We start from the raw sequence: 25,358 nt of genomic DNA, 5'->3' as shown, positions 1-25,358 counted from the left end.
AAATGATATGGCGGCTTTAGATAAAAGCTTACCTTTGGAATATCAATCCGAACAAAGCAGATTGAATATCCTAGGATTCTGGATTTTTCTTGGGGCTGAAATTATGCTGTTCGCAACACTTTTCGCCTCTTATCTAGTACTCGCTGGTCGTACGGCAGATGGCCCAACACCAGCACAACTGTTTGAACTTAAAACGCTTTTAATTCAAACATTACTACTTTTAACAAGTAGTTTCACATGTGGTATCGTGATTCACGAAATGCGTAAGCACAACCAAAAAGCAATGCTTGGATGGTTCGTCCTTACATTACTTTTAGGTGCAGGCTTCCTATTCTTCGAGATTGAAGAGTTCATTATGTATATTGGTGAAGGCGCAACAATTCAAACAAGTGCTTTCCTATCTGGATTCTTCGTTCTTCTTGGAACACACGGAGCCCACGTAACAGGCGGTATCATTTGGGCAATTTGTGTTATTATCCAAATTTTAAAACGAGGTTTAACACCAGTTACAGCTCGTAAAGTATTCATTATCAGCTTATACTGGCATTTCCTTGATCTAGTTTGGGTCTTTATTTACACACTAGTTTACTTGAACGGGATGGTGGCGTAAATGGGTCAAAATAACAACCAAGCAAACGGGCATGCGCATAGCGGATTCCCTTGGTCACACGTTTTCGGATTTATTTTATCGCTTGCACTAACGTTTCTAGCTCTATACGTGGCACTTTATACAAGCCTGCCACTATCAACGATCTTAACTACCATTATCATAATGGCTGTTGCGCAAGCGTTGTTACAATTAATTATGTTCATGCATTTAAAAGAAGGAGAAGGAAGAGTTCAAATTCTTACTATGATCTACAGTTTCTTCGTTGCAACTGCAACAGTTGGTTTAACTGTATGGATCTTCTTCTCAATGTAATGTACATGAAAAAGACTGCTGAGATTGCTCAGCAGTCTTTTTTTACTCCCTCCACTATTACATCCACATTACGGAATTAACAACAGAATCATGAAAAATATACTTATTATGACAAATGTTAAGAAAACTCTTTCTTTATGAAATCGAATCCATATGCGTTGCTTTTCTACCTATTATATGGCTAAATAAGTACTATATTTATTTGAAGGGAGAGAACGCAATGGAACATCACACTTCTGTTCTATCACTTATGGTTGTCGTTGCAATCGCGTTTTTCGTTCCCCTTTTGTTACAACGCTTTAAATTAAAAGCACTTCCTGTCGTTGTTGCAGAAATCATCGCAGGAATCTTTGTAGGTAAAAGTGGGTTTAATATTATTGAGCCAGATATGTGGCTTCAAGTCTTATCGACACTAGGATTTATCTTTCTTATGTTTTTAAGCGGTTTAGAAATTGATTTTTCTATCTTTAAACAAAAAGGGAAAAAGAACACGACAAACGAACCAAACACATTCCAAGCAGCAAGTATTATCTTCTTATTTATTTTCATCTTATCTTATGCCCTATCACTACTATTCGTATGGCTAGGATTTGTAGATAATGCAATGTTTATGACTTTAATCATTTCAACAATCTCTTTAGGCGTTGTCGTACCAACATTAAAAGAGAATAACTTAGGAAAAACAGCAATTGGACAAATCATTTTATTAGTCGCTGTTATTGCGGATTTAGTTACAATGATTTTACTCGCTGTTTTCGTCGGATTAAATTCCGAAAGCGGCCAAAGCATGTGGCTCCTTCTTCTTCTATTCGGCGCTGGTATTGTTATTTACTTCGTTGCAAAACGTTTTAAAAACATTCCATACTTGGATAGCTTAAAAGCTGGAAGTGTACAAATTGATACACGAGCTGTTTTTGCACTCATCTTAATATTAGTTGGGTTATCTGAATCCGTTGGAGCTGAAAATATTTTAGGTGCCTTCTTAGCAGGTGTACTCGTATCATTATTATCACCAAATGAAGATATGGTTGAAAAACTGGATTCTATCGGATACGGTTTCTTCATTCCTATTTTCTTCGTAATGGTTGGTGTAAATTTAGAGGTTTGGTCTATTTTTAAAGAGCCTTCTAGTATGCTCATGATTCCAATTCTAATTGTAGGACTCTTTATCTCAAAACTGTTACCATCACTCGTTTTACGAAAATGGTATCCACGTAATATCGTACTGGGGAGTGCCATCTTATTAACATCGACACTTTCTTTAGTTATTGCAGCTGCACAAATTGGTGAAAAGTTAGGGATCATCAGTCCAAGTTTATCCGCTTCCCTTATTTTAAGCGCAGTTATTACTTGTATTTTTGCACCTATATTATTTAAAAAGATGTTCCCAAAAGTGGAAACACCAAAACCAAAAGTTTCTATTATTGGTGCGAGCAGAATTACCCTTCCGTTATCACTTGATTTAAAACGAGAAGATTATGACGTAACACTATATATGATGCGTCAAAACAAAATAAATGATCAGGAAGCGAAATCACATGACTTTCCTATCGTGAAATTAGATGACATCACAATTGCATCGTTAACTGAACAAACAGCCTTTCATGCAGACCGAGTTGTTGTTGCAACAAGTGATGATGAGCAAAACTTATTATTAGCAGAACACGCAAAAGAACTAGGTGTTGAACATGTTATTGCAAGTGTAGAAGATCCACTTCTACAAGAAAAAGCAACGCAAGAACATATCGCTGTCTTCTCAACAATTAACTCTACACGTATTCTATTACGTGCGCTAATTGATAAGCCGAGTCTCGTTCGCTTAATTACAACAGCAAACGAAACAGTCCGTGAAGTTGAACTACGGAGCAATAAATATAATGGTGTTGCACTTCGTCGCCTTCCGTTTTTAGGTGATGTACTAGTCATTCAAATTTATCGTGGGAATAAAGCATTAATCCCACATGGTGATACAAGACTACAACACGGTGATACATTACTTGTAACAGGCTCAAAAGAACATATCGATACACTAAAAAGCATATTAGAATAGAAAAATGCCCCTCACATAATTGAGGGGCATTTTTTTCCATTTCATATGGTAAAATGTTACTATCACATATTATGAGGATGGATTACATTATGTCTATTATAACTTTAGCTCTCTTATTATTAGCCGAAATACTCGTGGCCATTATTCTCATCGGTGTTAGCATTGAAATTTGTAGTTACGGATGGAAAAAGTCGAATGGAATAAAATACTCTTGCCTCTTACTTTCACTCCTTCTCGGAACCGCTAGCATACTCGGACTTTTCGCCGCACCTGCCTATTTCTTTATACAATTAACAGAAAAAGCGTTATAAGAAAGGATGTTACTATGCTTACCGTGAAAAATATTGATGGATCTGAAACTTACGTATTACGTCAAAAAATTTTGCGCCCGAGTCAAACATTAGCAGATTGTAAATACCCTTCCGACTATGAAACAGACAGCTTTCACCTAGGGGCATTTATAAATGATAAACTAATTAGTATCGCTTCCTTCTCAAAAGAAATATATCCTGACCTACCTACAGGTATTCATTATCGTCTACGAGGAATGGCCACATTACCTGAATTTCGAAACAACCACGCTGGAAGCTCCTTAATTCAGAAAGCAGAACAAATCTTACAAGAGCGTCAAGCAAATATATTATGGTGTAATGGCCGAATTACTGTGTCTGACTATTACAAGCGCTTAGGCTTCCAAGAACATGGTGAAATCTTTGAAATTGAACCAATTGGCCTTCATAAAGTACTGTATAAAAGAATATAAAAAAAGCTTTCCGCAATACGGGAAAGCTTTTCTTATATTTCAATCTTCACTTTTTATTTTTTTCATATATATGTATATAAACAGACTAGGAACTAAAAAACAAACTAACATAATAAGTCCTGTCATACTAATTTCTTTTATTGAAATATCTGGTGTTACAACGATACAAATAGCTAAAATCCCAATAACAATGCTCACCGGAACGAATAATAGCTTCATAAGATAACTGCGTGATACTCCGCCCGTATGCTCATACACTTCCACTGAATTTTTCAAGTTTAAAAAGTTAATAACTATGATCCCGCCCATAAACACCACTAATAAATCCGAAACACTTTCATATCCTGCATCTTGCAAAACGTAGCGATAAAAAACAATACCTAGTATGACAATATTTTGTAAGATGAAAACGAGTCTAATATGTTTTAGCCCCTCAATCATTAAGCGTTCATCTTTCACGATTCTCATCCCCTCACTCCTTTTCCTCCCAAAATAAATCATTCAAAGTTTTATCTACTGCATAACAAATTTTCAAACATAAATCTAAAGATGGGTTGTATTTCCCCTTCTCAATTAAACTAATCGTTTGCCTTGTAACGCCTACTTTTTCTGCTAATTGTTGCTGTGTTAAATCTAACTGAACACGCGCGACTTTTATTTTACTTACAGCCATCCATGTTCCCTCCTCTACCTTAGAGTAACATATATATTCCATTATGTAATTTATATTTTTCGTAACTACTTATAGTTTCACTTTATTATACACAAAAAAGGGGCCTCTCATAAAAAGCCCCCTCTCCTATATCTATATTATAAGAATAAATGACATCCAAATAAAATTGTAAATAAGTATAGTAACGGATGTACTTCCATCCCTTTCCCCTTCACAATTTTTAAGACTGGATACACTAAAAATCCAATTGCAATTCCATTCGCAATACTAGACGTTAACGGAATACCAACGAAAATTAAAAATGCTGGTAATGCATCTTCAAATTCATTCCAATTAATATCACGAATACTTTGTGCCATTAAACTACCTACAATAATTAATGAAGGAGCTGTAATAGCGGCTACGCTTGATAAAGAAGCAATAACAGGGCTAAAGAATGCCGTTATAATCGTTAGGCCGACTACTACAATACCTGTTAATCCCGTTTTACCACCTGCAGCAATACCAGCTGACGATTCAATCGTCGCTGCTGTTGGGCTTGTCCCAAAGATAGAGCCTGTAGTACCGCCAATTGCATCCGCAATAAATGCTTTACCAAAACGTTTCTCTGTATTATCTGTAATTAAACCTGCTTGTTTAATTAAACCGAGTAATGCTCCTGTTGTATCAAATAACAGTACAAGTAAAAATGAAAATACAACGCCATATAATCCGTATTCAATTACATCTGAAAAGGCGTTGATTGGATTTGAAACGATAATCCCCTCTGGTAAATGAGGCATCGCAACAATTTTATCCGTAAACTTCAGCTGCCCTGTAAAGAAGGCGATAATTCCTGTCACAATCATACTAATAAATAATGCACCGCTCACACGCAATGTCATTAATACCGCCGCTAAAATCAAACCAATTAAAGTTAAAATAACGGCTGGAGAATGGAAATCACCAATCGTAACTAAGTTAGATGGATGATCAACGATAATTCCAGATAGACGTAATCCAATAAAAGCAATAAATAACCCAATTCCACCTGCAATTGCATGTTTTAAACTATCAGGAATTGCGACAATAAGCTTTTGCCTAAATGAAGTGAAAGATAATAAAAGAAAAATGATACCTGTTACAAATACTGCTGAAAACGCAATGACATATGTAATCCCCTCTGCCTGTTGAACGACAGAATAAGCAAAATACGCATTCATTCCCATAGCTGGAGCAATAACAATTGGATAGTTAGCTAAAAACGCCATACATAGCGTCCCTACAACAGTCGCAATAATCGTTGCCGTAAAAGCTTGATCAAATGGTACACCTGCATCAGATAATATTTTCGGATTGATGACAAGAATATACGCAAATGTAAAAAAAGTTGTGATGCCAGCTAAAAGCTCTTGCTTCACAGAAGTGTTATATTTTTGTAATTGAAACATGGTTATGTACCCTTCCTACATCTAAATTATTATCACACATTCTTTTCTTACTAGTATGTGAGAAAAATATAATACTTAATCTTAACAATCAATAAAAAGAAGAGTCAATATATTCGCTAATAGTTCGAATTTTAAGTTTAAGTCTGACAAGCACAGATGTAGTACAGTTAATAATGATTATTTTTGTAGCATAACAGATAGAAATGTTTTATAATTTGAAATAGTTAAATATTTAGTAAACGCATTCAAATATCGTTCACTCTACAAGGGGGATTCTTCTTATGCAGCACACAAACAAATCTGGAACTTTAAACCGAGGTTTAAAAGAACGACATATTACTTTAATGTCACTCGGTTCAGCTATTGGCGTTGGACTATTTTTAGGATCTGCTTCTGCAATTAAACTAGCTGGCCCTTCTATTTTACTAGGCTATATGATTGCTGGACTCGTTATTTTTTTCATTATGCGAGCACTCGGAGAAATGGCAATTGAACAACCTGTTGCTGGCTCTTTTAGTAAATATGCATATGATTATCTTGGACCACTAGCTGGCTATATTACCGGTTGGAACTACTGGTTCTTATGGGTTGTTACTTGCATGGCTGAAATTACGGCTGCTGGCATTTACATGCAGTACTGGTTCCCAGATATTCCGCGCTGGACTTGGGCTTTACTCGCTCTATTATTAATGAGTGCTTTCAACTTTTTATCTGTAAAAGTATTTGGAGAACTTGAATTTTGGTTTGCTCTTATTAAAATTGTCACAATTATCTGTATGATAGTAGTTGGGGCAGGTATTATTTTATTTGGCTTCGGAAACGGTGGTATCGCTACTGGCATTTCAAACCTTTGGTCACATGGTGGCTGGTTCCCAAATGGTTTTTCTGGGTTACTCCTCTCCATGCAAATGGTGCTATTCGCTTATTTAGGCGTTGAATTAATCGGCGTTACAGCGGGTGAAGCGCAAAACCCGAAAAAAACACTCGCAAAAGCAATCGATAACGTATTTTGGAGAATATTACTGTTCTACGTTGGGGCTCTATTCGTTATGATGGCAATTTATCCATGGAACGAACTTGGTGAGAAAGGAAGTCCATTTGTATTAACATTCCAGCAAATCGGTATCGCAAAAGCAGCAGGAATTATTAACTTTGTCGTATTAACAGCAGCTCTTTCTTCTTGTAATGGTGGTTTATTTAGTACAGGCCGTATGCTGTATACATTAGCTCAACAGAAAAAAGCTCCGGAAAGATTCGGTCGTTTAAATAAAAATGGCATTCCAAGCCAAGGAATTGTAGCAACAGCAATCGTTTTACTCGTTGGTGTTATATTAAACTATCTTGTGCCCGCAAAAGTATTTACATGGCTCACTAGTATTTCAACTTTCGGGGCAATTTGGACTTGGGGTATTATATTAGTCGCTCAAATTAAGTTCCGTAAAAGTTTACCTGCGCAAAACAAACAAAAGTTATCGTATAAAATGCCTTTATACCCATTAAGTTCATATTTCTCACTTGCTTTCCTTGCACTAGTCTTATGTATAATGGCGTATTCAGAAGATACAAGGATTGCATTAATTGTTGGACCAATTTGGCTTATCGGTTTAGCTGTCGTGTATTACATGAAAGGTTTTCATAAAATTGATGAAACACCTAATTCAAAAATTAGTTAAGCAAAACATCCCTTCCTTATTACTTGGAAGGGATATTTTTATGCCTATATAAATATTTCTCAACAAATTTCACGGTATTTTTACAAATTTTTAATATTTTTTATGTTTTCCGTCTTTATTTTTACAGAAAAATAAATTACATTATTAAAGCACATATATTTATTATTAGGGGGATTCTTCTATGAAGAATAAAAAATGGATTACATTTTCTTTAGCAACAGCAATTACACTAAGTATAGGGGCTTCGTTCATACCATCTACTTATGCAGAAAGCTCTGTAGACCCAGCTCCTGAAATTGCTGCAAAAGTTGTAAATCAAAACAATGGGAAAAAAGTATTATTCGATAATACACACGGTCAAACTGCCGGGACTGCTGACTGGGTTATCGATGGTGGCTTTTCTGATTTCGGAAACGGCATTGCCCAAAACGGCTATCATGTAAAAGAACTTCGTAAATCAACACCGATTACATACGAAGATTTAAAAGACTACAATGTGTTTATCGTTCCAGAAGCAAATATTCCTTACAAAAAATCTGAACAAGATGCTATGTTACAATACGTGAAAAATGGCGGTAGTATTTTCTTCATTGCCGATCATTATAATGCAGATCGTAATAAAAATCGCTGGGACTCTTCTGAAGTATTTAACGGATATAGACGCGGTGCTTGGGATAATCCAGCAAAAGGAATGTCTACCGAAGAAGCAAATTCACAAGCTATGCAAGGAGTAGAAAGCTCTGATTGGCTATCTGACAACTTCGGTATTCGCTTCCGCTATAATGCAATCGGTGATGTTTCCGCTAAAAATATTGTATCACCTGAACAATCATTCGGAATTACAGAAGGGGTTTCATCTGTAGCAATGCATGCTGGTTCTACTTTAGCAATTACAAATCCAAAACTAGCAAAAGGACTTGTTTATCTTCCAGAGAACCCATCAAAATGGAATAACGCTGTCGATAGCGGTGTGTATAACGGCGGTGGTGTTGCAGAGGGCCCTTATGCTGCGATCGCAAAAGTAGGACTTGGAAAAGCTGCCTTTATTGGAGACTCTTCTCCTGTTGAAGATGCTACGCCAAAATACGTTCGTGAAGACTCTGGCCAAACAAAGAAAACTTACGATGGATATAAAGAAGAAAACGATGCGATCTTACTAGAAAATATCGTAAAGTGGCTATCGAATAAAGAAACATTTACAAGTTTAGACCAAGTAAATGGTTTACAACTTGATTTACCTACCACTTTACAAACATTTGAACAACCAAGCTTATCAACCGAACCACAACCTGAACCTTGGAGTGCGCCAAATGCAGGTTATCAATGGTTTAATACAAATACTTTTAAACCTGGTTCATATGGCTATAACGGTGCAGTAACAGCAAATGACTACGTAGTTACACACCCTAGCACTCTACCAAACAATGAAGTGTTCCAAATCAAAATTCAAGTAAATAACTTATTACCAAATACAACATACACTAATTACTCTTTAGGTATATTCACTACTGGTGGTACACAAGTAGCAAAAGTTCAAAATACAAACGGCACTTGGCCATCTACTTTCGGATATAGTAGTGCATTTTCTTTCACAACAAATAGCTTAGGTTCTGCTGAAAAAATTGTGAACGTACAAATCGATCCAAATACTACTGGACAAGCAACACTTCGTCTACGCCAAAATACAACAGCGAAATATAATGAAGCTGTAACGATTAATAAGAAATAATGAAAAAGGCAATCCAGATATGGATTGCCTTCTTTTTACTTCTCTTCTTTTGAGAAAAACATTCTTGAAATAACGATACCTATACTACCTACTATTAAGAATAACACCGCCCTGATCATCATTGAAACTTCTGGTAAGTCTAGAAGGAATAGCTTTCCTATCGTTACGACTAACACGACTAAGCCTGCATACAATATTTCATTCATATTTTTATTCCGTCCAAACCAAACTGCAAATAATGCATATACCATCCATAATAACGATACAGATACATTTATTATGCTTCCATCTGTGGACAAAACTTCACCGATTCTAGTAATTGTAATAAATACAATCACCATAAACCAATAGAGTGCTATAGAATACACATACTTGCCAAAGCTTGCTAATACTTCTTTCGCTTGTCTCATGCAATAATAGAACGTTCCTATTAAAATAAGATGAGCAACAAAGCCTGCCGAAATAAATTGATCAAACGGGCTAAAAATCGTCTGTATCATTCCAATTGCATAAACCGTCGCACTAACATACAATTTTATCTGTTGTTTTCCTTTAATAGAAGTAAACATACCAAGGAAACCTTGTAATAATAGTACAATCGCTGCATTCACTAAACTATACTCATATAAAATCGCTAAACTAAATGCTCCCATTGCGAAACCAAATAAAAGATTTGTAAATGTAGAATTTCTATTCTTCCTATATTCAAACACAAACATAACAGCGTGCACGAGTGCACTTATCATTAATCCCCATGTTGTAAATTCAGGTATTTTTGAAATGGCTATTATAAAGAAGACTGCATTTGCACTAAATATCGCCAAGCGTGGCTCTACTATAAAACTTCTCTCTGTAAACACATGCCAAAATAATAGTAAGTGAATCAAACCATAAACTACTGTTAACTGGACTTGCAAATCCTCTACTAACATTGACATAACAGCAAAAAAGACAAAAAGAACAATAGCAGCAACAACATAAGAAATCATATATAAATACTGATAACGATTTTTCAACGCATACCATAATAAGCTGAGCGTTAGTATCATCTCATATCCAAAGAAAATATACGGATTAGGAGTCGTACTATTTAATAAGAATGGCACGAAGAAAGCTCCTACCGCTACGAATATAGTAAGATATTCCGATTGATACCTCTTCGCTATATAAATACCTAAAATGACCCATGCAATATTACATACAAACGCAACACTCGCTGGAATAAATCCATATAAATAATGTGCCGCAAATGTCGTTAAAACTATACCCGTAATACTTCCTCCTGCTAGTACTAACCCTAATGCTTGCCGCTCGCGTTTAATTTGAATATCCCCTATATAATAAAAACCGATTGAGAGGACAATACCAAACACAATTCGTATTGCTGGTGTTAATAATCCTGCATCTACCCCTGCTTTAAATAACCAAATTACTCCAAGCAACATAATACCGACAAATATGCGCGGTAACCACGTTTGGCAAAACTTAATAATATTAAATGGTTCCGGCTTAAAAGCAGATATATCCACTTGTTTTACCTCACGTTCTTGCACAGGCTCTTTTATTGTAGCTACTTCTACTTTTTGTCTTTCCTCCATCACCGTATCAATATATTCTTTCTTTTCCTTACTAACATGTTGCTGAGCATTTTCTACTTCTATTTCTCTTTGTTTTGCTTTCAATTCAAAAAGTGCTTCTTGAATCGTTTCAATTGCCGTTTCAAGTGCTTCTATTTTCTTATTTAAATCTTCCTTCATACGCTCCCCCCTCATCATCCGTTCGAAACCTATATATTACCAATTATCTTTATCATACTCTTAGTCTATTCATTTTCAATACTATTTTTCCAAAAAAAGAAAGGTGTTTTCCGAAATAGGAAAACACCTTTTTACTCATTTCTTCTTATTTAAAACACTACTCACGATAACACCAATACAAGCACCTATAATAGCTGGAACAATCCACCCAACACCTTCTGTATAAAACGGAATGTATTTTAATACTGATGTCCACTGACTCATCATTACATTTTTATTGAAAATATCGATTGCACTAAATACCGCTACAATCACAATTGTAACTGGATATATGCATACATACTTCCCAATATACTTATGGAATAGCCCTAAAATAATAAGCGTTAATGCAACTGGATAAATAAATCCAAGAATTGGTACCGATACCTTTAAAATTTGTGTTAATCCTAAATTAGCTAAAATCATACTAACAAAACTTAAGATAAATGCCCAAACTTTATAAGCTACTTTTGGAAATGCACTTGCGAAAAATTGACTACAAGATGTAACAAGTCCGATTGAAACACATAAACACGCAATCGTAAAAATAAGACCTAATAAAACGACTCCGCCTTGTCCAAATAATGTAGTCATCACTTGTGCTAACACTTGCGCGCCATTATCAAATATCCCCAATGACCCACTCATTGAACCGACATATCCAAGTATGACATAAATAATAGATAATAATAGTCCTGCACCAATTCCTGCAATACTCATATATTTCGCTAAACCTTTATCATCTTCAATACCTTTTGCACGAAGAGCATTTGCAATCACAATCCCAAAAATTAAAGCTGCTAATGCATCCATCGTTAAATATCCATCTAAAAACCCTTGGAACATAGGCGCTTGTCCATAGTTTCCAGCAGCCTCTTTCACACTACCTACTGATGTAAACATGCTTTTTATAAAGATAAGAGCAATCATACCTAATAATAACGGTGTTAAAACTTTTCCGAACAACCCCATTAATTTAGACGGTGATAAACTTAACCAGTACACAATACTAAAGAAAATAACTGTGTAACATAATAAGATTACGCTACCTGCTTCCGGGAATAACTGACCCGGTCCCATCTCAAAAGCGAGACTTCCTGCACGCGGAATGCCAAGGCCTGGTCCAATAAATAAATACACGATACACGGAAAAATAATGGCGAATGAAGAATGAACTCTACCCGCTAGCGTTTGAAAACTTCCTGCTTTCGCAATCGCAATAACTCCCAATATAGGAAGACCTGTTGCTGATATAATAAACCCTACTAATGAAATCCACACATGTTCTCCTGCTTCATACCCAAGGAAAGGTGGGAATATAAGATTCCCCGCTCCAAAGAACATCGAGAATAACATAAGACTAATAAGTAAAATTTCTTTTTTCTGTAACAATTTCATTTCTTTCTCCTTCTTTAATTTCATCTTTTATGAAATCAATTTCACATATAAAAAAGTGCAATAAACCGCTTCTTTACAAAGAAAACATAGTCCATAGTCTAACATAAAAGAAACACTCATTCTATAGCTATATCCCTTTTCCAATTTCTTCTGAAAAATCAACCTTTATTGACTTATAATAGTTAATAAGGTAAAATATTAAATGTACAAAATTATTAACTTTGTTTTTGTTTGTGTCAGGAGGAAAATAACATGGAATCAGCGATACAACTAGAAAAAGAACAACAAAGAAAAAAGAAACATCCTCCAGGTTTATACTTACTCTTCTTTACAGAAATGTGGGAAAGATTTAGTTACTATGGATTACGAGGATTATTAACATTATATTTAACGACAGCTTTAGTAAGCGGTGGTCTTGGGTTTAGTCCCGCATGGGCACTCTCTATTTACGGATTTTACACTGGAGCCTGTTATTTCACACCAATGATTGGTGGATACTTAACAGACCGTTTTCTAGGTAGACGAAAAGCGATTACAATTGGTGGTATAACAATGGCAATCGGTAACCTTACACTATTTGCCTTACAAAACCAAGTCGGCCTATACCTCGGATTAGCGCTTATTATTATTGGTAACGGATTCTTCAAACCGAACATCTCTACACTGGTTGGGGAATTATATGAAGAGAACGATCCAAAACGTGATAGTGCATTTACCATTTTCTATATGGGTATTAACGTCGGATCATTTTTAGCTCCACTCGTTTGCGGATTTTTATCAGAAAATTTATTCAAAACAACGGTTGATGGCGTTGTACATTACGGATTCCGTTACGGATTCTTAGCCGCTTCAATCGGAATGATCATTGGACAAATTTTATTTACAACACTATCCAATCGCTTCCTTGGTGATATCGGTAAAAAACCAACTCGCGATTTACAAACAACAGATGGACAACCATCAGTAGGAGATACACCGTTAACAAAAAAAGAAAAACAACGTACTGCAGTTATCGTCATTTTAACATGCTTCGTTGTCTTCTTCTGGGCTGGCTTTGAACAAGCTGGTAGTTCATTAACATTATATACAAACAAATTTGTAGACCGCTCTGTGTTCGGATGGGAAGTTCCAACATCTTGGTTCCAATCGGTCAATCCATTATTTATTATTTTACTTGCTCCAGTCATCTCAGCATTATGGGCAAAACTTGCAACTCGCAAGCGTGGGGATTTAAAAATCCCAACTAAAATGGGACTTGGTATGATCTTGCTCGGTATCGGTTATATCATTCTCGTTATTGCTACATTAAAAACAGGTAGTGATGAACATAACATTACAGAAAAAGCAAACTTACTATTTATCGTCTTTACGTATCTTTTCCATACGTTAGGTGAGCTATTCTTATCACCTGTTGGACTATCAATGGTTAGTGCGCTTGCCCCAGTAAAACTTGCTTCTTTATTAATGGGAGTATGGTTAGCAAGCTCAGGAATCGCTAACATTTTAGGTGGACAACTTGCAAGCTTCACAACTTCACTTGGATATGCTGAAGTATTTACAGTAATTGGCGCTGTAGCAATTGTATTAGGCTGTGTTTTATTACTAATTTCTAAGAAGTTAGTGAAATGGATGGATTAAAAAAAGATGAGGGATTTCCCTCATCTTTTTTATTTCTTCGCCTTCGTTCCTACTAAATCACCAGCAACAACGTAACGTTTAGAATTATCTTTCACTGATACACATGTAATTAGCGTTATCTCGTCTTTCCCATGATCTTCAACAACTTCCCACTTATCAGGAGTTACTTCAGATACACCAGTAACCGCATATTCATATTCGTTTTCATTATCATACAAATAAATTTTATCGCCTTTTTTTAGAGAAGCTATATCACTAAATAAAACACCTTTTTTAGACATGTTATGTCCTGCTAATGCATAATTCCCTTTTCCCATTACTTGATTTTCTTTTACTGTTGCTGCACCTGATAATAAGTTTTTCTCAGTAGAAGACTTTAAAACAGGAAGTTCTAATGAAACACTTGGAATCGAAATACGACCAATTACTTGTTTCTTATCTAAAGATGCGTTCGCTACTTCTGCCAAATCTGGTTGGTTAATTTTCGAAGCATCTACAAATTCCGTCTCATGTTTTTCATAATCCATCTTTTGGACAGCCTGTACATTTTCAGTCTGTTTCTTTTCAGCTTGATATCCATCATAAAATGGCTTGCCGATTAATACACCACCTACAACAAATAGGAGGATTGCTACTATACTATAAATTCTTTGCTTATTCATATACAATTCCTTTCCCTTACAAAATCTTACTCTATATAAAATGATAAGATAATATTGCTATATGTACAAGTATAAGCTAAAAAGAAACCTTCTTGCATAGGCAAGAAGGTTTCTTTTCAGACCAACTTATTTCTGTACAATGATACATAAAAAACTGTCATTTGAACAAAAAGCATAAAAAACAAAATATATAACGGATATCCAGGAATATATAAATTAGCTACAGGAGAAAGCGTTAAACATCCAATAGCAATAACTACCCCATACCAGAATGAAATAAATGTTGTTCGGCATGCCTTTTGCGTGATTTCTTTTTCCCGCTCATCTTCTTGTGGAAATAGTAATGGGTACATCCAATAAGAAAGGGCTTTATGTTTCTTCTTTTGAACTTTATAAAAAATCGTCGTTATAATAGCTACAATAATTAATAATCCTAACGGTATCATATTGATTGTTACTTCAAATGGCAATTTCTTAGTTTCAATAATATTTGCCAGCTCTATCCAAGCATAATAGAGTTCAATAAATGCCCAACAAGCAATCATAAACCTCAGCACATTTAAAATATACGAAACCGCAATTTTATTCATCCTCTTCCCCCTCCTTATTTAAAACAAACACATCTTCCATCTTGAGCTCGAATACATCGCAAATCGTAAGCGCTAATAACAAAGAAGGAACATAATCCCCTTTTTCAATTGCCGCGATTGTTTGTCTCGTCACTCCAACCTTTTCTGCTAATACACTTTGCGAAAAATTAAACCGAGCTCTTAATTCCTTCACTCTATTTAAAATGGTCAAATTTACCACCTCTCACCACCATTGTATGCTATCCTTAACAAAATGTAAACTCAACTTAACATTATTTTTACAAAAAAATCCAACTTTACGTATTGTAAAGTTGGATTACATGTTAGTTTAAAATTGTAAGCTTAACATTTTTTCTGCCCCATTTACTAGATGAAGCTTTATCTGGCATTAAAACATCAATTTTGTGACCTTTAATCGCGCCACCAGTATCTGCTGCAATTGCTTCTCCGTATCCTTCAACATATACGCGAGAACCTAATGGGATAACAGATGGGTCCACTGCAATTAATTTCATTCCTGGGTTTGCAGTTAGATTATAGCCTCCCCATGCAGAATATACTTGTTGTCCTGGCCCATAGCCATTTTCACCTGGATCTGCTGTATAAGCTGTTGCATGTACATAGATTTCTCTTCCACCAGCAGTTGGCTTAGAAGGTTGTGCAGGTTCTACCTTCGAATTATTATTAGCTACAGGTTCAGCTGGTTTATTAGCTTTTTCTTTTTCTTGCTTTTTATTTTCAGCAACTTCCGCTTGTGCCTTAGCTAAAGCTTCTTGCTCTGCCTTTGCAGCTGCCTCCGCTTTTGCACGCTCTTCTGCTGCAATTCTCGCTGCTTCTTGTTCACGAGCAATTGTTTCTTGTACTGCTTTCATGTTTGATTCGATTTTAGCTTTTTCTTCTGCTGCTAAATTAAGTTGGCTTGCAACCTGATTATATTTAGCTTGAACTGTTTGTAAGTTAGCTTGACGCTTTTTCAAGTTATCTTGCAGTTCAGCTTGTGCTTTTGCTAATTTTTGTTTGTCTACTACTAAAGATGCTTCTTTCTCGTCAATTGTTTTCTTATCTTCTTCAATTTGACGAAGATCTTGTTCTTGTAGACGTAGAATTTCTTTATCAGCTTCTAGAATAGTAGAAACTGCGTTCATACGTTGTAAGAAGTCTGCAAAGTTCTTTGACTCTACTACAACTTCTACTACTAAACTTGTATTTGAACTGTTTTGAACAGAAACCATACGTTTTCTCATAATATCCTTACGAGCAAGGACTTTATCCTCTAAAACGACAATTTCGTTCTTTTTTTGTTCAATCTGCTTATGTGTTTCATCAATTTTACGTTGAATAGCAGCTTGATCCTCTTTATTTTTTGCAATTGTATTATTTAAATTATGTAGTTCGTTTTCGATACCTTGAATTTCTTTACTAACAGCTTGCTTCTCTTGCTCTTTCTTTTGCATTTCTGCATCGTTTTGCTGCAATTGCTGTTGCATGTTGTTAAGTTTCTCGTCGTTTGACTCTGCTTTAACAGCGACTGTACTAGAAAGACCTATAATTCCTGCTAATACTAGACTACTGATTCGCTTAAAATAGTTCATAATCCGACTCCCTTCTTATACAGTTATACATGATTTATTTTACAGTTTGTTTACAATACCATTAAATACAGTTTATTTTTCATGACGAAAAAAAGGGAATTATGCATAAAATGTAATAGATTCTTAAATATTTAACAATTCCTATATTTAAAAATTATAAAAGATGCTAAAATCCAAATATAGAGAAAATATAACTTCTAAAGGCGGTTGAAATAAATATATGTTTACTCAAAAGAAATCACTCCAACATAAAATTGATCAATTAGAAAGTCGTATACAAGAACTAGAAGCAGAATTAAAACAAAAGGATATCGAACAACAAGAGACTATTTCTTCTATCCACGATCGTGTACAAAGCGTTGTTCAAGAGCATCAACTTGTAAATAACCAGCACAATACACTTCAAAATTTAGTTCAACAATTAAGCTCATGTTTCGAAAATGTTTCAACACGTACTACACATTCCAATGAATTGAATAACGAAATGCTACAAAAAGAACAAAGCTTAATTCAATCTATTGAAGAAATTATTGATTGTTCTAACGAAGGAAAAGAATCTGTTCATCGTTTACTTATTGTAATTAATAAATTAGGTGAACAATCCCAGCGCACGTCTAATAGTATGAATCATTTAAGTGAACGCTCAAAAGAAATTGAGCAAATTGTAGAAGTCATCCAAAACATTGCAGCACAAACAAATTTACTTGCTTTAAATGCAAGTATTGAAGCTGCTCGTGCTGGAGAGCACGGTAAAGGATTCGCTGTCGTTGCCAATGAAGTAAGAAAACTAGCAGAAAGTACCGCTGAAAGTACAAAAAACATCGGCAACTTAACGAAAAAAATTCAAGAAGAAATTGAAAAAGCATACGATAATACAAAAGATAATTTGCATTTAGTCGATGAAGGTGTAGAAATGAGTGCCGATACAAACGCTAGAATCGAAAATATTTTAATTATGATTCAAACGTTACAAAACGGTGCTACAAATGTTATTAAAGCTATTGAAAACCAAAAGACTTGTAATGATGATATATTACGAGAATTCGCTAATACACAACAAATGTTCCAAAAGTTAAATACTACTATTATGAATCACATTCATGATGCTGAGAAAGTCGATGTTCAATTAACAAAAAGTCTTGAAGAAACAGTAGTTTCTCATTAATAGTAAAAATCCCTTATACTGTTATAAGGGATTTTTATTATATTTCGAATATTTATTTCTTCTCAATATTGAGCCGTATCTTTGTTATAATGGACAAGTTGTTTCTTTCAACTATTAAACAAGGAGGTTATTATGGAACAATTTTACTACATTTTAAAATATTTAATTCTTGGTCTGTTCCAAGGACTAACAGAACCGATTCCGATTTCTTCAAGCGGTCACCTCGTTTTGGCACAGCATTTGCTAGGACTAAAAATAGAGGGGTTTAGCTTTGAACTACTTGTTAATTCAGCTTCATTATTAGCTGTATTACTTATTTATAGAAATGATTTAATTCGTCTAACAAAGAATGGTCTATCTTATATATTTACAAGAGCAGAAGATGCAAAATCAGATTTCTTCTTTATTATTTACCTTGTCATTGCGACCATTCCAGCAGGTGTTATTGGTGTTTTATTTAAAGATTACATTGATCAGTACTTAAAAGGTGTGAAAATGGTTGGGATTTCCCTTCTTATTACCGCTGTCGGCCTTTGGATTATTAGAAACTTGCGTGGACGTAAAAATGATGGCGATCTTTCTATGAAAGATGCAATTATCGTCGGATTAGCACAAGCTTGCGCACTAATTCCTGGAATAAGCCGATCAGGTGCAACAATCGTAGCTGCGATGTTACTTGGTATGAAACAGGAAACGGCTCTTCGTTTCTCATTCTTACTATATATCCCTGTTAGCTTAGGTGGTTTATTACTAAGTATTACAGACATTGCAAAAGATCCAAATCTAGATACATTATTCGTACCCTATATCGTTGCATTTATCGCAACATTTATCATGACGTATATTTCATTAAAATGGTTTATGAACATTATGGCAAAAGGAAATTTAAAATATTTCTCTTTCTATTGCATTATCGTAGGTGTACTTACTCTTATTTTCTTATAAGGTGAAACTTACAAATAAAAAAGCGAGTCATTCTATTACACTAGGATGACTCGCTTTTTTATATCTTTATAATGATAAAGCCCCTCTTACTTTTTTTGTACAGTAAGAGGGGCTCTTTTATGCATATACTTTCTTTTCTTGACAATACAAACGAATAACATGTTTATTTTGTTGAAATACATCATGCGTTAGGCGGATAATAATAAAATTTCGTTTTATTTGATCATCATGAACAAAAATCTGTTCTCCCTCTTGAAAACGCCATGCACTTTCAAAAGTTGTAATATGATCCCCACTTACAGAAAAAAGCTCATATCGCATATTTTGTACCCTCTCTCAACTTATAATAATCATAATATCATTATATTAAATTTAGTATAACTTAATTCCGTTGAAATTTGTAATTTTTTCTATTTCGAAATATTTTAATTTTGTTTTAAGGTTCTTTTAACGTTATAATGATAAACGAATTTTCATTGAAAGGAGCTTCATTTTGACTGCATATATATTTCCAATAAAAACAGCATTTATTTTATTTCCTATTTTAGCAATGTTCCTCTTAATACCTTTTTTAATATTTAACTACCGAAAGTACGGTTATTTAAATAAATGGCGTTCATTTATTTTGTACTCATTATTACTTTACTTATTAAATGCCTATTTTCTTGTGATTTTGCCGTTACCACAAACATATGATACTTGTAGCCTACAACCGGCTAATACGCAGCACATGCAACTATCACCATTTTATTTCATACAAGAAATTAGTAATCATACTTCGGCAATTTTAACGAAACCAGCTACTTATTTCTACCTATTAAAAGAATCTGCGTTTTTACAAGTAGCATTTAACGTTCTATTAACCGTTCCATTCGGTATTTACTTACGTTATTATTTCCGACGTAGTTTCTTACAAACAATTTGTATTTCTTTTTGTCTTTCACTCTTTTTCGAGCTAACACAAGTGACTGGACTATACGGTATATACAATTGTGCGTACCGCTTATTTGATATAGACGATCTGTTTTTAAATACATTAGGCGGCGTAATCGGCTTTATCATTGCACCAATATTTACGTACTTCCTTCCGAAAGCAAACGAATTAGATAGTCATATTAATTTGGAAACGAAACCAGTCGGATTCGTTCGTCGCCTTATCGCGATGCAAATTGATTGGATTTTCTTATCCATCGTTGTACCTGTCATTAAAAACAAAGGAAATTCTTTCTTTGTTTCTAATATTCAATCTTACACGAACATATACGAACTCATTTTCATAACGTGTTCGATCTTTATTTACTTTATTATCATTCCATACTTTACGAATGGAAAGACAATTGGTAAAGCGTTGCTTCGTATTTACGTGAAAGGAAAATCAGATCGTATTACGTTGAAGGAACTATTCATCCGTTATGGTATATTCTATTTCGTTTTAGGTGGAATCAATTATATTCTTTCTAGTAGCTCTATCTTAAATCTTAAAGAACCTTTAGTATTAGTAGTTATATTATTATTCCAACTCGTAATTAACGGTCTATTTATTATTCATGTTTTATTACATGTATTTAGTCGTGATAAGTTACTATTTTACGAGCGAATTAGTCAAACAAGAAATGCGATCGTACTAAAAAAAGCTGACAAGTAATACTTTGTCAGCTTTTTTTCATAATCGTAAATAACTTTTCTGTGTAAGGGTTTGAAAACATTTCTGCTTCATCTAATAATTTCCTCACCTTTAGAAACGAATGCAATTCTGGATATATATTTTGTAATTTTTCATACGTTAACGTATGCATTTTCCCCCAATGCGGGCGTCCTTCATACTTTAGAAAAATTTTCTCCACCTCACCAAAATAAGCAGCATACTTCATACCTTTATACATATGAACAGCTATATACGCAGCATCTCTTCCATACGCTGGACTGAGCCATATGTCATCCCTTTTCACATAACGGCATTCAATTGGGAAGTGTACTTTATACTTTTTCTTTTCAATAAGGTTTGAAATTTCTTCTACAACGGCCTGCATATACTTTGAAGGAACACTATACTCCATTTCATAAAATGGAACCGCACGCGATGTAGCAAATACTTCATAACTCGGACCAATTATTTTTGTATTCGGTACAGCTTTAGCCGATAATCGACTTACTCCTTTACTTATAGAAGGAAACCATTTACATCCTTTAGACAACAAAGAGAACATCTTATTTTCAAGTAACTCTACCTTTAGTTTATGCCATTTCAAATCACTTTTTTTACCCGTTGTTTCGTTTGTAATTTTCACTTGCACTTCATCTGAATAAGGAAAAACAAAAAATTCAAAATGGCGATTCTTCTTATATTCTTCTAGCTTGTTCATTACAGTAGATAAGGACTGTTTTTCACTTTTATAAACGAGTGAATAGGCTGGAATAACCTTCAATTTTATTTTTATAATGATACCTAACATTCCAAGAGACAACTGAAAAGCTCTCCAATATTCTACATTCTCCGTTTGTGAACAAACTATACTCTCACCTGTAGATAAAACTGCGGTAATCTCTATAACTTGTGTTGATAAACTTCCAAAGGTAATCCCCGTGCCATGAGTCCCTGTACTAATCGCTCCTGCAATAGATTGCGAATCAATATCCCCTAAATTTTCTTGCGCATAACCTTTTTCCTCAAGTAACTTCCCTAGCTCATGTAACTTTGTTCCCGCCCATACTTCGGCAACCATCTTCTCTGCATCAACATTCACAATACCCTTCAATTCATCTAAAGAGACTAAAATTTCTTCCGTCTGCACAAGAGGGGTAAACGAGTGTCCTGAACCGACAACGCGAATTTTCTTCCCTTCTTTTCGTGCAAGCTCTACAACTTCTACTACATCTTGTATACTTTCTGGATACATCGTATAATGCGGTGTTCCTTCTACATTCCCTGTCCAATTTCTCCATTTTTGTCCCTTTATAGAAAGCATTGGCCATCCCCCCGATATGTTGAATACTCCCCAACAATCTCTTCTTCTTTCACACGATATAAAAACGGAAACCGCTCACATAACTCTCCAGCTTTACTATGGCGAAACAAGATAGAATCTCCTATTTCTACTCGTTCCTCACCGTTATAGAAAATCGGTGTTTGCACTTCACCAGCACCTTCTAAAGCTAATAGTTTGGCACCATCAGGCCTCCAAATCTCAGGTTCTTTATCTTTCCCGATTGCTCCTGAGGCCATATATCCACCACCTAAACAAGTGTAAATTGTTGGTGCTGGTTTACGCACAACTGGTAAAGCAAATCCGACAGCTGGATGAAATTGCACCTCTTTATAATAATCAAACAGCTTTGGGGCATAAAAGGCAGATCCTATTGTAATCTCTGAAACTGAATGATCTTGCTCAGTTGTTTTTATACTTCCTGTGCCTCCTCCATTTACAAACCTTAGTTCAATACCTAGATTTTGTATTTCTTTTACGATATGTCCTCTTCTTCCTTTAACTTCTAACACTGATTTCTTCTTTAAATATGAAATCACTTTACTTTTTACTCGTTGATTCGGTATGTGATCTCCTACCCCAGCAATTTGGGCTTCATATCCCATTACACCATCTAGTATTAAAAATGATGATTCTTTCAACCTTTTTACTATTTTCAAAGCACCTTGCACATCTCTTACCGGTGATCTTTTGACCCCAAAATGAAAATTAAAAAAACGACTACTCATATCAATATCTAAGCAAACACGAAAACATCCTTTAGACTTCTCAGCAATTTTTTCTAAATAAACAATATGATCTTCACAATCCACCATACAAGTTATAATGAGCCCTTGCTTTGTTAGCAAACTTATTTCATGTAACGCTCTATCATCATAAGCAGGATATCCGAGCAATAAATCATTGAATCCTTGTTCAATTAAAAACAAAACTTCCCTAGGTGAAAAACACATAATACCTTGAAAACGATCATTTGCAGCTAAAATCTTTTGCATAACCGGAACAGAACGTAACGATTTACTCGCTATACGAATCTTCTTATTTCCACTTAATTCTATAATCAATTGAATATTTCTATCTAAAGCTACTTCATCCAAAAATGCACAAGGTAATGGAACTTCTTTAAAAATTCCTCGATCCACATTTTTCTCTCCTCTTCTCTATATGTCTTATACATATTGGAAAGAAAGTTGGAATCTCCTCTACAAAATAAAAAAGTTTCTTCCTATTTAAGAAGAAACTTTTTAGGACTACTTCATAGAAATAGTTGCTGCTACTGGATAATGATCAGAATAATCATCATACGTATATTTTTTGAGCCATGATGTAACAGTCCACTGTGGAGATTTTGGTTGTAATACTTTATTCTCTATAAATGATGGATTCGCATGGTCCTTACTTGCAATAATATAATCTAAATACTCAGCAGGACTATCAGGGAAATTATATTTTGCAATACTGTTTGTCGTTGCATCCCAAGTTGCTGTATGTCCCGTATAAGATGGAATTGACGCATGCAATGTTTTAAACATGGATGCGTACTCTGAGTCACTATTGTTCTCTGCATTTATTTTATTCACGTTCATATCACCACCAAATAGAACGTACTCGTCATTTGGTATATTCTTATTTTTAATAAAATCTTGAATTTCTTTTAGTTGGTTTGTACGTACAGATGCAGGTGAAGTTTTTCCACACATACTATCTTCAGCCTGCAAGTGTGTCCCAATCACATGAACGAAACGATCATTTTTCTTAATTTTCGTGTATACAAACCCTTTATTTGATAAATTATCTGGCCCGCATCCTTTTGCAAATACATATTGAATCTTTTCAACGATCGGCCATTTACTCACGATTGCAACGCCTCCATCTTCAGGCGTTGAAGATGAATAGCTACCTAACGTTTTATCCCATTCATTTCCGTTACTACGACCTAATACTGCTGTTTGATTTGGATATTCTTTCTTCAAATTCCCTAACAAACGATCTGATGCGCTATTATCAAATACTTCATTTAATATAACTACATCCTGATTCTTAATATAATCTGCCACCCCAATTAAATCGGCACGCTGACTTTGTCCCCAGTTCGGATATAAGTTAGTTGATAGCATATACACGTTGTGCGTCATCACTTTCAAAGTGTTGTTTTGATCTGTAGACGTGTCTGCTTGCACTGAAGATCCTCCGTATAAAACTCCTAAACCAATCCCAAAGCTAAGTACACCTTTTAGCAATTTACCTTTCACGTTCCATACCTCCATTTGTATAGTAATAAAAAGGTCAAATACTCTATTGTGAGATTTGACCTTTTTTAAATACTTAACGATCTCCGTACGTATCAAACCAAAGCTGAATGTATCCAGCAGTAACACGTTGTGCATCCATTAATCGCTTACCTGTCATTGGCGTAACTTCAGCGCGCCATTTATCTGCATATTCTTGTGACACAGCTGCTTTTACGAACCAATCTTTCGTATTATCATTTACAATTCCAGAGTAATCTTGTTTCGCTACTACTGCCGCTCCATGAATCCACTCTTCTGGATTTGTACCTTTCCAGTTCCAATATCCATTTCCATCCGTTACTTTATAATTATCTTTTATCGTATCTACAAAGTTTTCATATTTAGAATGGAATCCTTGTGGATATGAAAGATTTGTAAAGTTTGCCGCATGCATCGGTTGGTTTACATCTCCTAAATAATGAAGAGATAATCCTAAATAGAAGAATGCTTGTTTCATATCTTTATTTTTGTATGATTCACCAGCTAATTTAAAATATTTAGCGCCAGTTTCTTTTGCCTGCTTTGCAAATGGAATATATGTTTTTCCATTGTCTGGATCATAGAAATGTGAAGCAAATGTGCTATTATCATAATAAGGATTTTCATAGTCAGCAGCATAAATACCGTTCTCTAACTCCGTACGCCATTCATTTAATTGTGCAACTCGATCTTGTTTTACAAGTGTTGTATTGCGAGACATAATATCAATCGCACGGTTTACAATCCATAAATGAGAATTTACACCTTCTTTATGTTTATCTTCAGCAGACCAGCGGTGAACTATTTTTATTTTACTTCCCCCATCATTTTCATGAGCAAATGCAACGCTTTGTAAAGGAGCTACTAATGTAATAGCTGCTGCTAAAGCAAGTACTTTCTTTTTCATCTGAAATCCTCCATTTTATAATCGAATTATTGTAAACTTTTTGTTAGGATCCTATGATGTCGTCCGGTTAACCTATGACTAGAATATCCCACCTTTCATGAAATTTCTATCACTAAATTAAAATATGCAAATGTTCATATCATTATAACTTTATACATAGTGAATATAATG

25 protein-coding genes are annotated in these 25,358 nt (G+C 34.8%); 11 read left to right on the top strand and 14 right to left on the bottom strand.

All coding sequences use genetic code 11. The features are described 5' to 3' along the window. Window positions 1–7: 7 nt before the first annotated feature. From qoxC to MR079_RS09255, 5 genes are all read left to right on the top strand, one after another. Window positions 8–610 carry a cytochrome aa3 quinol oxidase subunit III gene (gene qoxC / locus MR079_RS09275; protein WP_000729317.1) on the top strand — a complete coding sequence of 201 codons (603 nt, stop codon included), beginning with the start codon at window positions 8–10 and terminating at the stop codon, window positions 608–610. Then, the gene (qoxD, locus tag MR079_RS09270; RefSeq protein WP_139869420.1) at window positions 611–922 is read left to right on the top strand and encodes a cytochrome aa3 quinol oxidase subunit IV; all 312 of its coding nucleotides are present in this window, start codon (window positions 611–613) and stop codon (window positions 920–922) included. A 220-nt stretch (window positions 923–1,142) separates the two neighbouring features. Beyond that, entirely contained in the window at window positions 1,143–2,972 is a 1,830-nt protein-coding gene (locus MR079_RS09265; protein ID WP_139869419.1) for a monovalent cation:proton antiporter family protein, read from the top strand. A 53-nt stretch (window positions 2,973–3,025) separates the two neighbouring features. Then, window positions 3,026–3,283: a DUF4022 family protein gene (locus MR079_RS09260; protein ID WP_003296716.1), complete on the top strand. Its 258-nt coding sequence runs from the start codon at window positions 3,026–3,028 to the stop codon at window positions 3,281–3,283. Between the two features lie 14 nt (window positions 3,284–3,297). Continuing rightward, window positions 3,298–3,735 (top strand): GNAT family N-acetyltransferase, encoded by a 438-nt coding sequence (locus MR079_RS09255; RefSeq protein WP_062821498.1) that lies wholly within the window; start codon window positions 3,298–3,300, stop codon window positions 3,733–3,735. Window positions 3,736–3,774: 39 nt separating this feature from the next. Here MR079_RS09255 and MR079_RS09250 read toward each other — a convergent pair whose 3' ends face one another. The 3 genes from MR079_RS09250 to MR079_RS09240 all read right to left on the bottom strand — a co-directional run bounded on the left by MR079_RS09250 (window position 3,775) and on the right by MR079_RS09240 (window position 5,838). Beyond that, on the bottom strand, window positions 3,775–4,203 hold the full coding sequence (locus tag MR079_RS09250) for a hypothetical protein (protein ID WP_073530735.1): 429 nt from the start codon (window positions 4,201–4,203) through the stop codon (window positions 3,775–3,777). Window positions 4,204–4,207: 4 nt separating this feature from the next. After that, the gene (locus MR079_RS09245; RefSeq protein ID WP_000301182.1) at window positions 4,208–4,408 is read right to left on the bottom strand and encodes a helix-turn-helix transcriptional regulator; all 201 of its coding nucleotides are present in this window, start codon (window positions 4,406–4,408) and stop codon (window positions 4,208–4,210) included. Between the two features lie 137 nt (window positions 4,409–4,545). Continuing rightward, window positions 4,546–5,838, bottom strand: a complete 1,293-nt coding sequence (locus tag MR079_RS09240; protein WP_000487209.1) for an NCS2 family permease — start codon at window positions 5,836–5,838, stop codon at window positions 4,546–4,548. 281 nt (window positions 5,839–6,119) lie between these two features. Here MR079_RS09240 and MR079_RS09235 point away from each other — a divergent pair, with 281 nt between their 5' ends. Further along, window positions 6,120–7,511 carry an amino acid permease gene (locus MR079_RS09235; protein WP_070805244.1) on the top strand — a complete coding sequence of 464 codons (1,392 nt, stop codon included), beginning with the start codon at window positions 6,120–6,122 and terminating at the stop codon, window positions 7,509–7,511. Window positions 7,512–7,692: 181 nt separating this feature from the next. Beyond that, window positions 7,693–9,240, top strand: a complete 1,548-nt coding sequence (locus tag MR079_RS09230) for a DUF2194 domain-containing protein (RefSeq protein ID WP_242293920.1) — start codon at window positions 7,693–7,695, stop codon at window positions 9,238–9,240. A 35-nt stretch (window positions 9,241–9,275) separates the two neighbouring features. Here the strand turns inward: MR079_RS09230 and MR079_RS09225 are convergent, their stop codons facing one another. Both MR079_RS09225 and brnQ1 read right to left on the bottom strand, forming a co-directional pair. Further along, on the bottom strand, window positions 9,276–10,997 hold the full coding sequence (locus MR079_RS09225; protein WP_242293919.1) for a DUF2339 domain-containing protein: 1,722 nt from the start codon (window positions 10,995–10,997) through the stop codon (window positions 9,276–9,278). 135 nt (window positions 10,998–11,132) lie between these two features. After that, a complete protein-coding gene (gene brnQ1 / locus MR079_RS09220) occupies window positions 11,133–12,434 on the bottom strand; it encodes a branched-chain amino acid transport system II carrier protein BrnQ1 (RefSeq protein ID WP_139869416.1) in 1,302 nt (433 codons plus the stop codon). A gap of 252 nt (window positions 12,435–12,686) precedes the next feature. On the opposite strand from brnQ1, the gene MR079_RS09215 reads away from it, so the two are divergent. Beyond that, a complete protein-coding gene (locus MR079_RS09215; protein ID WP_000443133.1) occupies window positions 12,687–14,072 on the top strand; it encodes a peptide MFS transporter in 1,386 nt (461 codons plus the stop codon). A gap of 29 nt (window positions 14,073–14,101) precedes the next feature. Here the strand turns inward: MR079_RS09215 and MR079_RS09210 are convergent, their stop codons facing one another. The 4 genes from MR079_RS09210 to MR079_RS09195 all read right to left on the bottom strand — a co-directional run bounded on the left by MR079_RS09210 (window position 14,102) and on the right by MR079_RS09195 (window position 16,916). Next, a complete protein-coding gene (locus MR079_RS09210) occupies window positions 14,102–14,734 on the bottom strand; it encodes a class A sortase (protein ID WP_001041721.1) in 633 nt (210 codons plus the stop codon). Between the two features lie 116 nt (window positions 14,735–14,850). After that, a complete protein-coding gene (locus MR079_RS09205) occupies window positions 14,851–15,324 on the bottom strand; it encodes a DUF2178 domain-containing protein (protein ID WP_139869415.1) in 474 nt (157 codons plus the stop codon). Next, on the bottom strand, window positions 15,317–15,535 hold the full coding sequence (locus MR079_RS09200; protein WP_000154009.1) for a helix-turn-helix transcriptional regulator: 219 nt from the start codon (window positions 15,533–15,535) through the stop codon (window positions 15,317–15,319). The genes MR079_RS09205 and MR079_RS09200 overlap by 8 nt, the downstream gene beginning before the upstream one ends. 112 nt (window positions 15,536–15,647) lie before the next feature. Beyond that, a complete protein-coding gene (locus MR079_RS09195; RefSeq protein WP_242293918.1) occupies window positions 15,648–16,916 on the bottom strand; it encodes a 3D domain-containing protein in 1,269 nt (422 codons plus the stop codon). A 220-nt stretch (window positions 16,917–17,136) separates the two neighbouring features. Here MR079_RS09195 and MR079_RS09190 point away from each other — a divergent pair, with 220 nt between their 5' ends. Both MR079_RS09190 and MR079_RS09185 read left to right on the top strand, forming a co-directional pair. Next, a complete protein-coding gene (locus MR079_RS09190) occupies window positions 17,137–18,081 on the top strand; it encodes a methyl-accepting chemotaxis protein (RefSeq protein WP_000495022.1) in 945 nt (314 codons plus the stop codon). Between the two features lie 132 nt (window positions 18,082–18,213). Then, entirely contained in the window at window positions 18,214–19,026 is an 813-nt protein-coding gene (locus MR079_RS09185) for an undecaprenyl-diphosphate phosphatase (RefSeq protein WP_000434782.1), read from the top strand. Between the two features lie 117 nt (window positions 19,027–19,143). Here MR079_RS09185 and MR079_RS09180 read toward each other — a convergent pair whose 3' ends face one another. Continuing rightward, the gene (locus MR079_RS09180; protein WP_001268330.1) at window positions 19,144–19,347 is read right to left on the bottom strand and encodes a hypothetical protein; all 204 of its coding nucleotides are present in this window, start codon (window positions 19,345–19,347) and stop codon (window positions 19,144–19,146) included. 172 nt (window positions 19,348–19,519) lie between these two features. Here MR079_RS09180 and MR079_RS09175 point away from each other — a divergent pair, with 172 nt between their 5' ends. After that, on the top strand, window positions 19,520–20,671 hold the full coding sequence (locus MR079_RS09175; protein WP_000127968.1) for a VanZ family protein: 1,152 nt from the start codon (window positions 19,520–19,522) through the stop codon (window positions 20,669–20,671). A 7-nt stretch (window positions 20,672–20,678) separates the two neighbouring features. Here MR079_RS09175 and MR079_RS09170 read toward each other — a convergent pair whose 3' ends face one another. The 4 genes from MR079_RS09170 to cerA all read right to left on the bottom strand — a co-directional run bounded on the left by MR079_RS09170 (window position 20,679) and on the right by cerA (window position 25,187). Then, window positions 20,679–21,992 carry a D-arabinono-1,4-lactone oxidase gene (locus MR079_RS09170; RefSeq protein ID WP_242293917.1) on the bottom strand — a complete coding sequence of 438 codons (1,314 nt, stop codon included), beginning with the start codon at window positions 21,990–21,992 and terminating at the stop codon, window positions 20,679–20,681. Then, the gene (locus MR079_RS09165) at window positions 21,980–23,152 is read right to left on the bottom strand and encodes an amino acid deaminase/aldolase (protein ID WP_139869412.1); all 1,173 of its coding nucleotides are present in this window, start codon (window positions 23,150–23,152) and stop codon (window positions 21,980–21,982) included. The genes MR079_RS09170 and MR079_RS09165 overlap by 13 nt, the downstream gene beginning before the upstream one ends. Before the next feature lie 108 nt (window positions 23,153–23,260). Beyond that, on the bottom strand, window positions 23,261–24,277 hold the full coding sequence (gene sph, locus MR079_RS09160) for a sphingomyelinase C (RefSeq protein WP_242293921.1): 1,017 nt from the start codon (window positions 24,275–24,277) through the stop codon (window positions 23,261–23,263). 58 nt (window positions 24,278–24,335) lie between these two features. After that, complete coding sequence (gene cerA / locus MR079_RS09155; protein WP_000731010.1) at window positions 24,336–25,187, bottom strand: phospholipase CerA; 852 nt, start codon at window positions 25,185–25,187, stop codon at window positions 24,336–24,338. Window positions 25,188–25,358 lie beyond the last annotated feature (171 nt).

This window comes from Bacillus cereus group sp. BfR-BA-01381 (assembly GCF_022663555.1).
Classification (GTDB): Bacteria; Bacillota; Bacilli; order Bacillales; family Bacillaceae_G; genus Bacillus_A; species Bacillus_A pacificus.
Note: the sequence above shows the minus strand (reverse complement) of the source record. Positions and strands in the feature narration are given on the sequence as shown.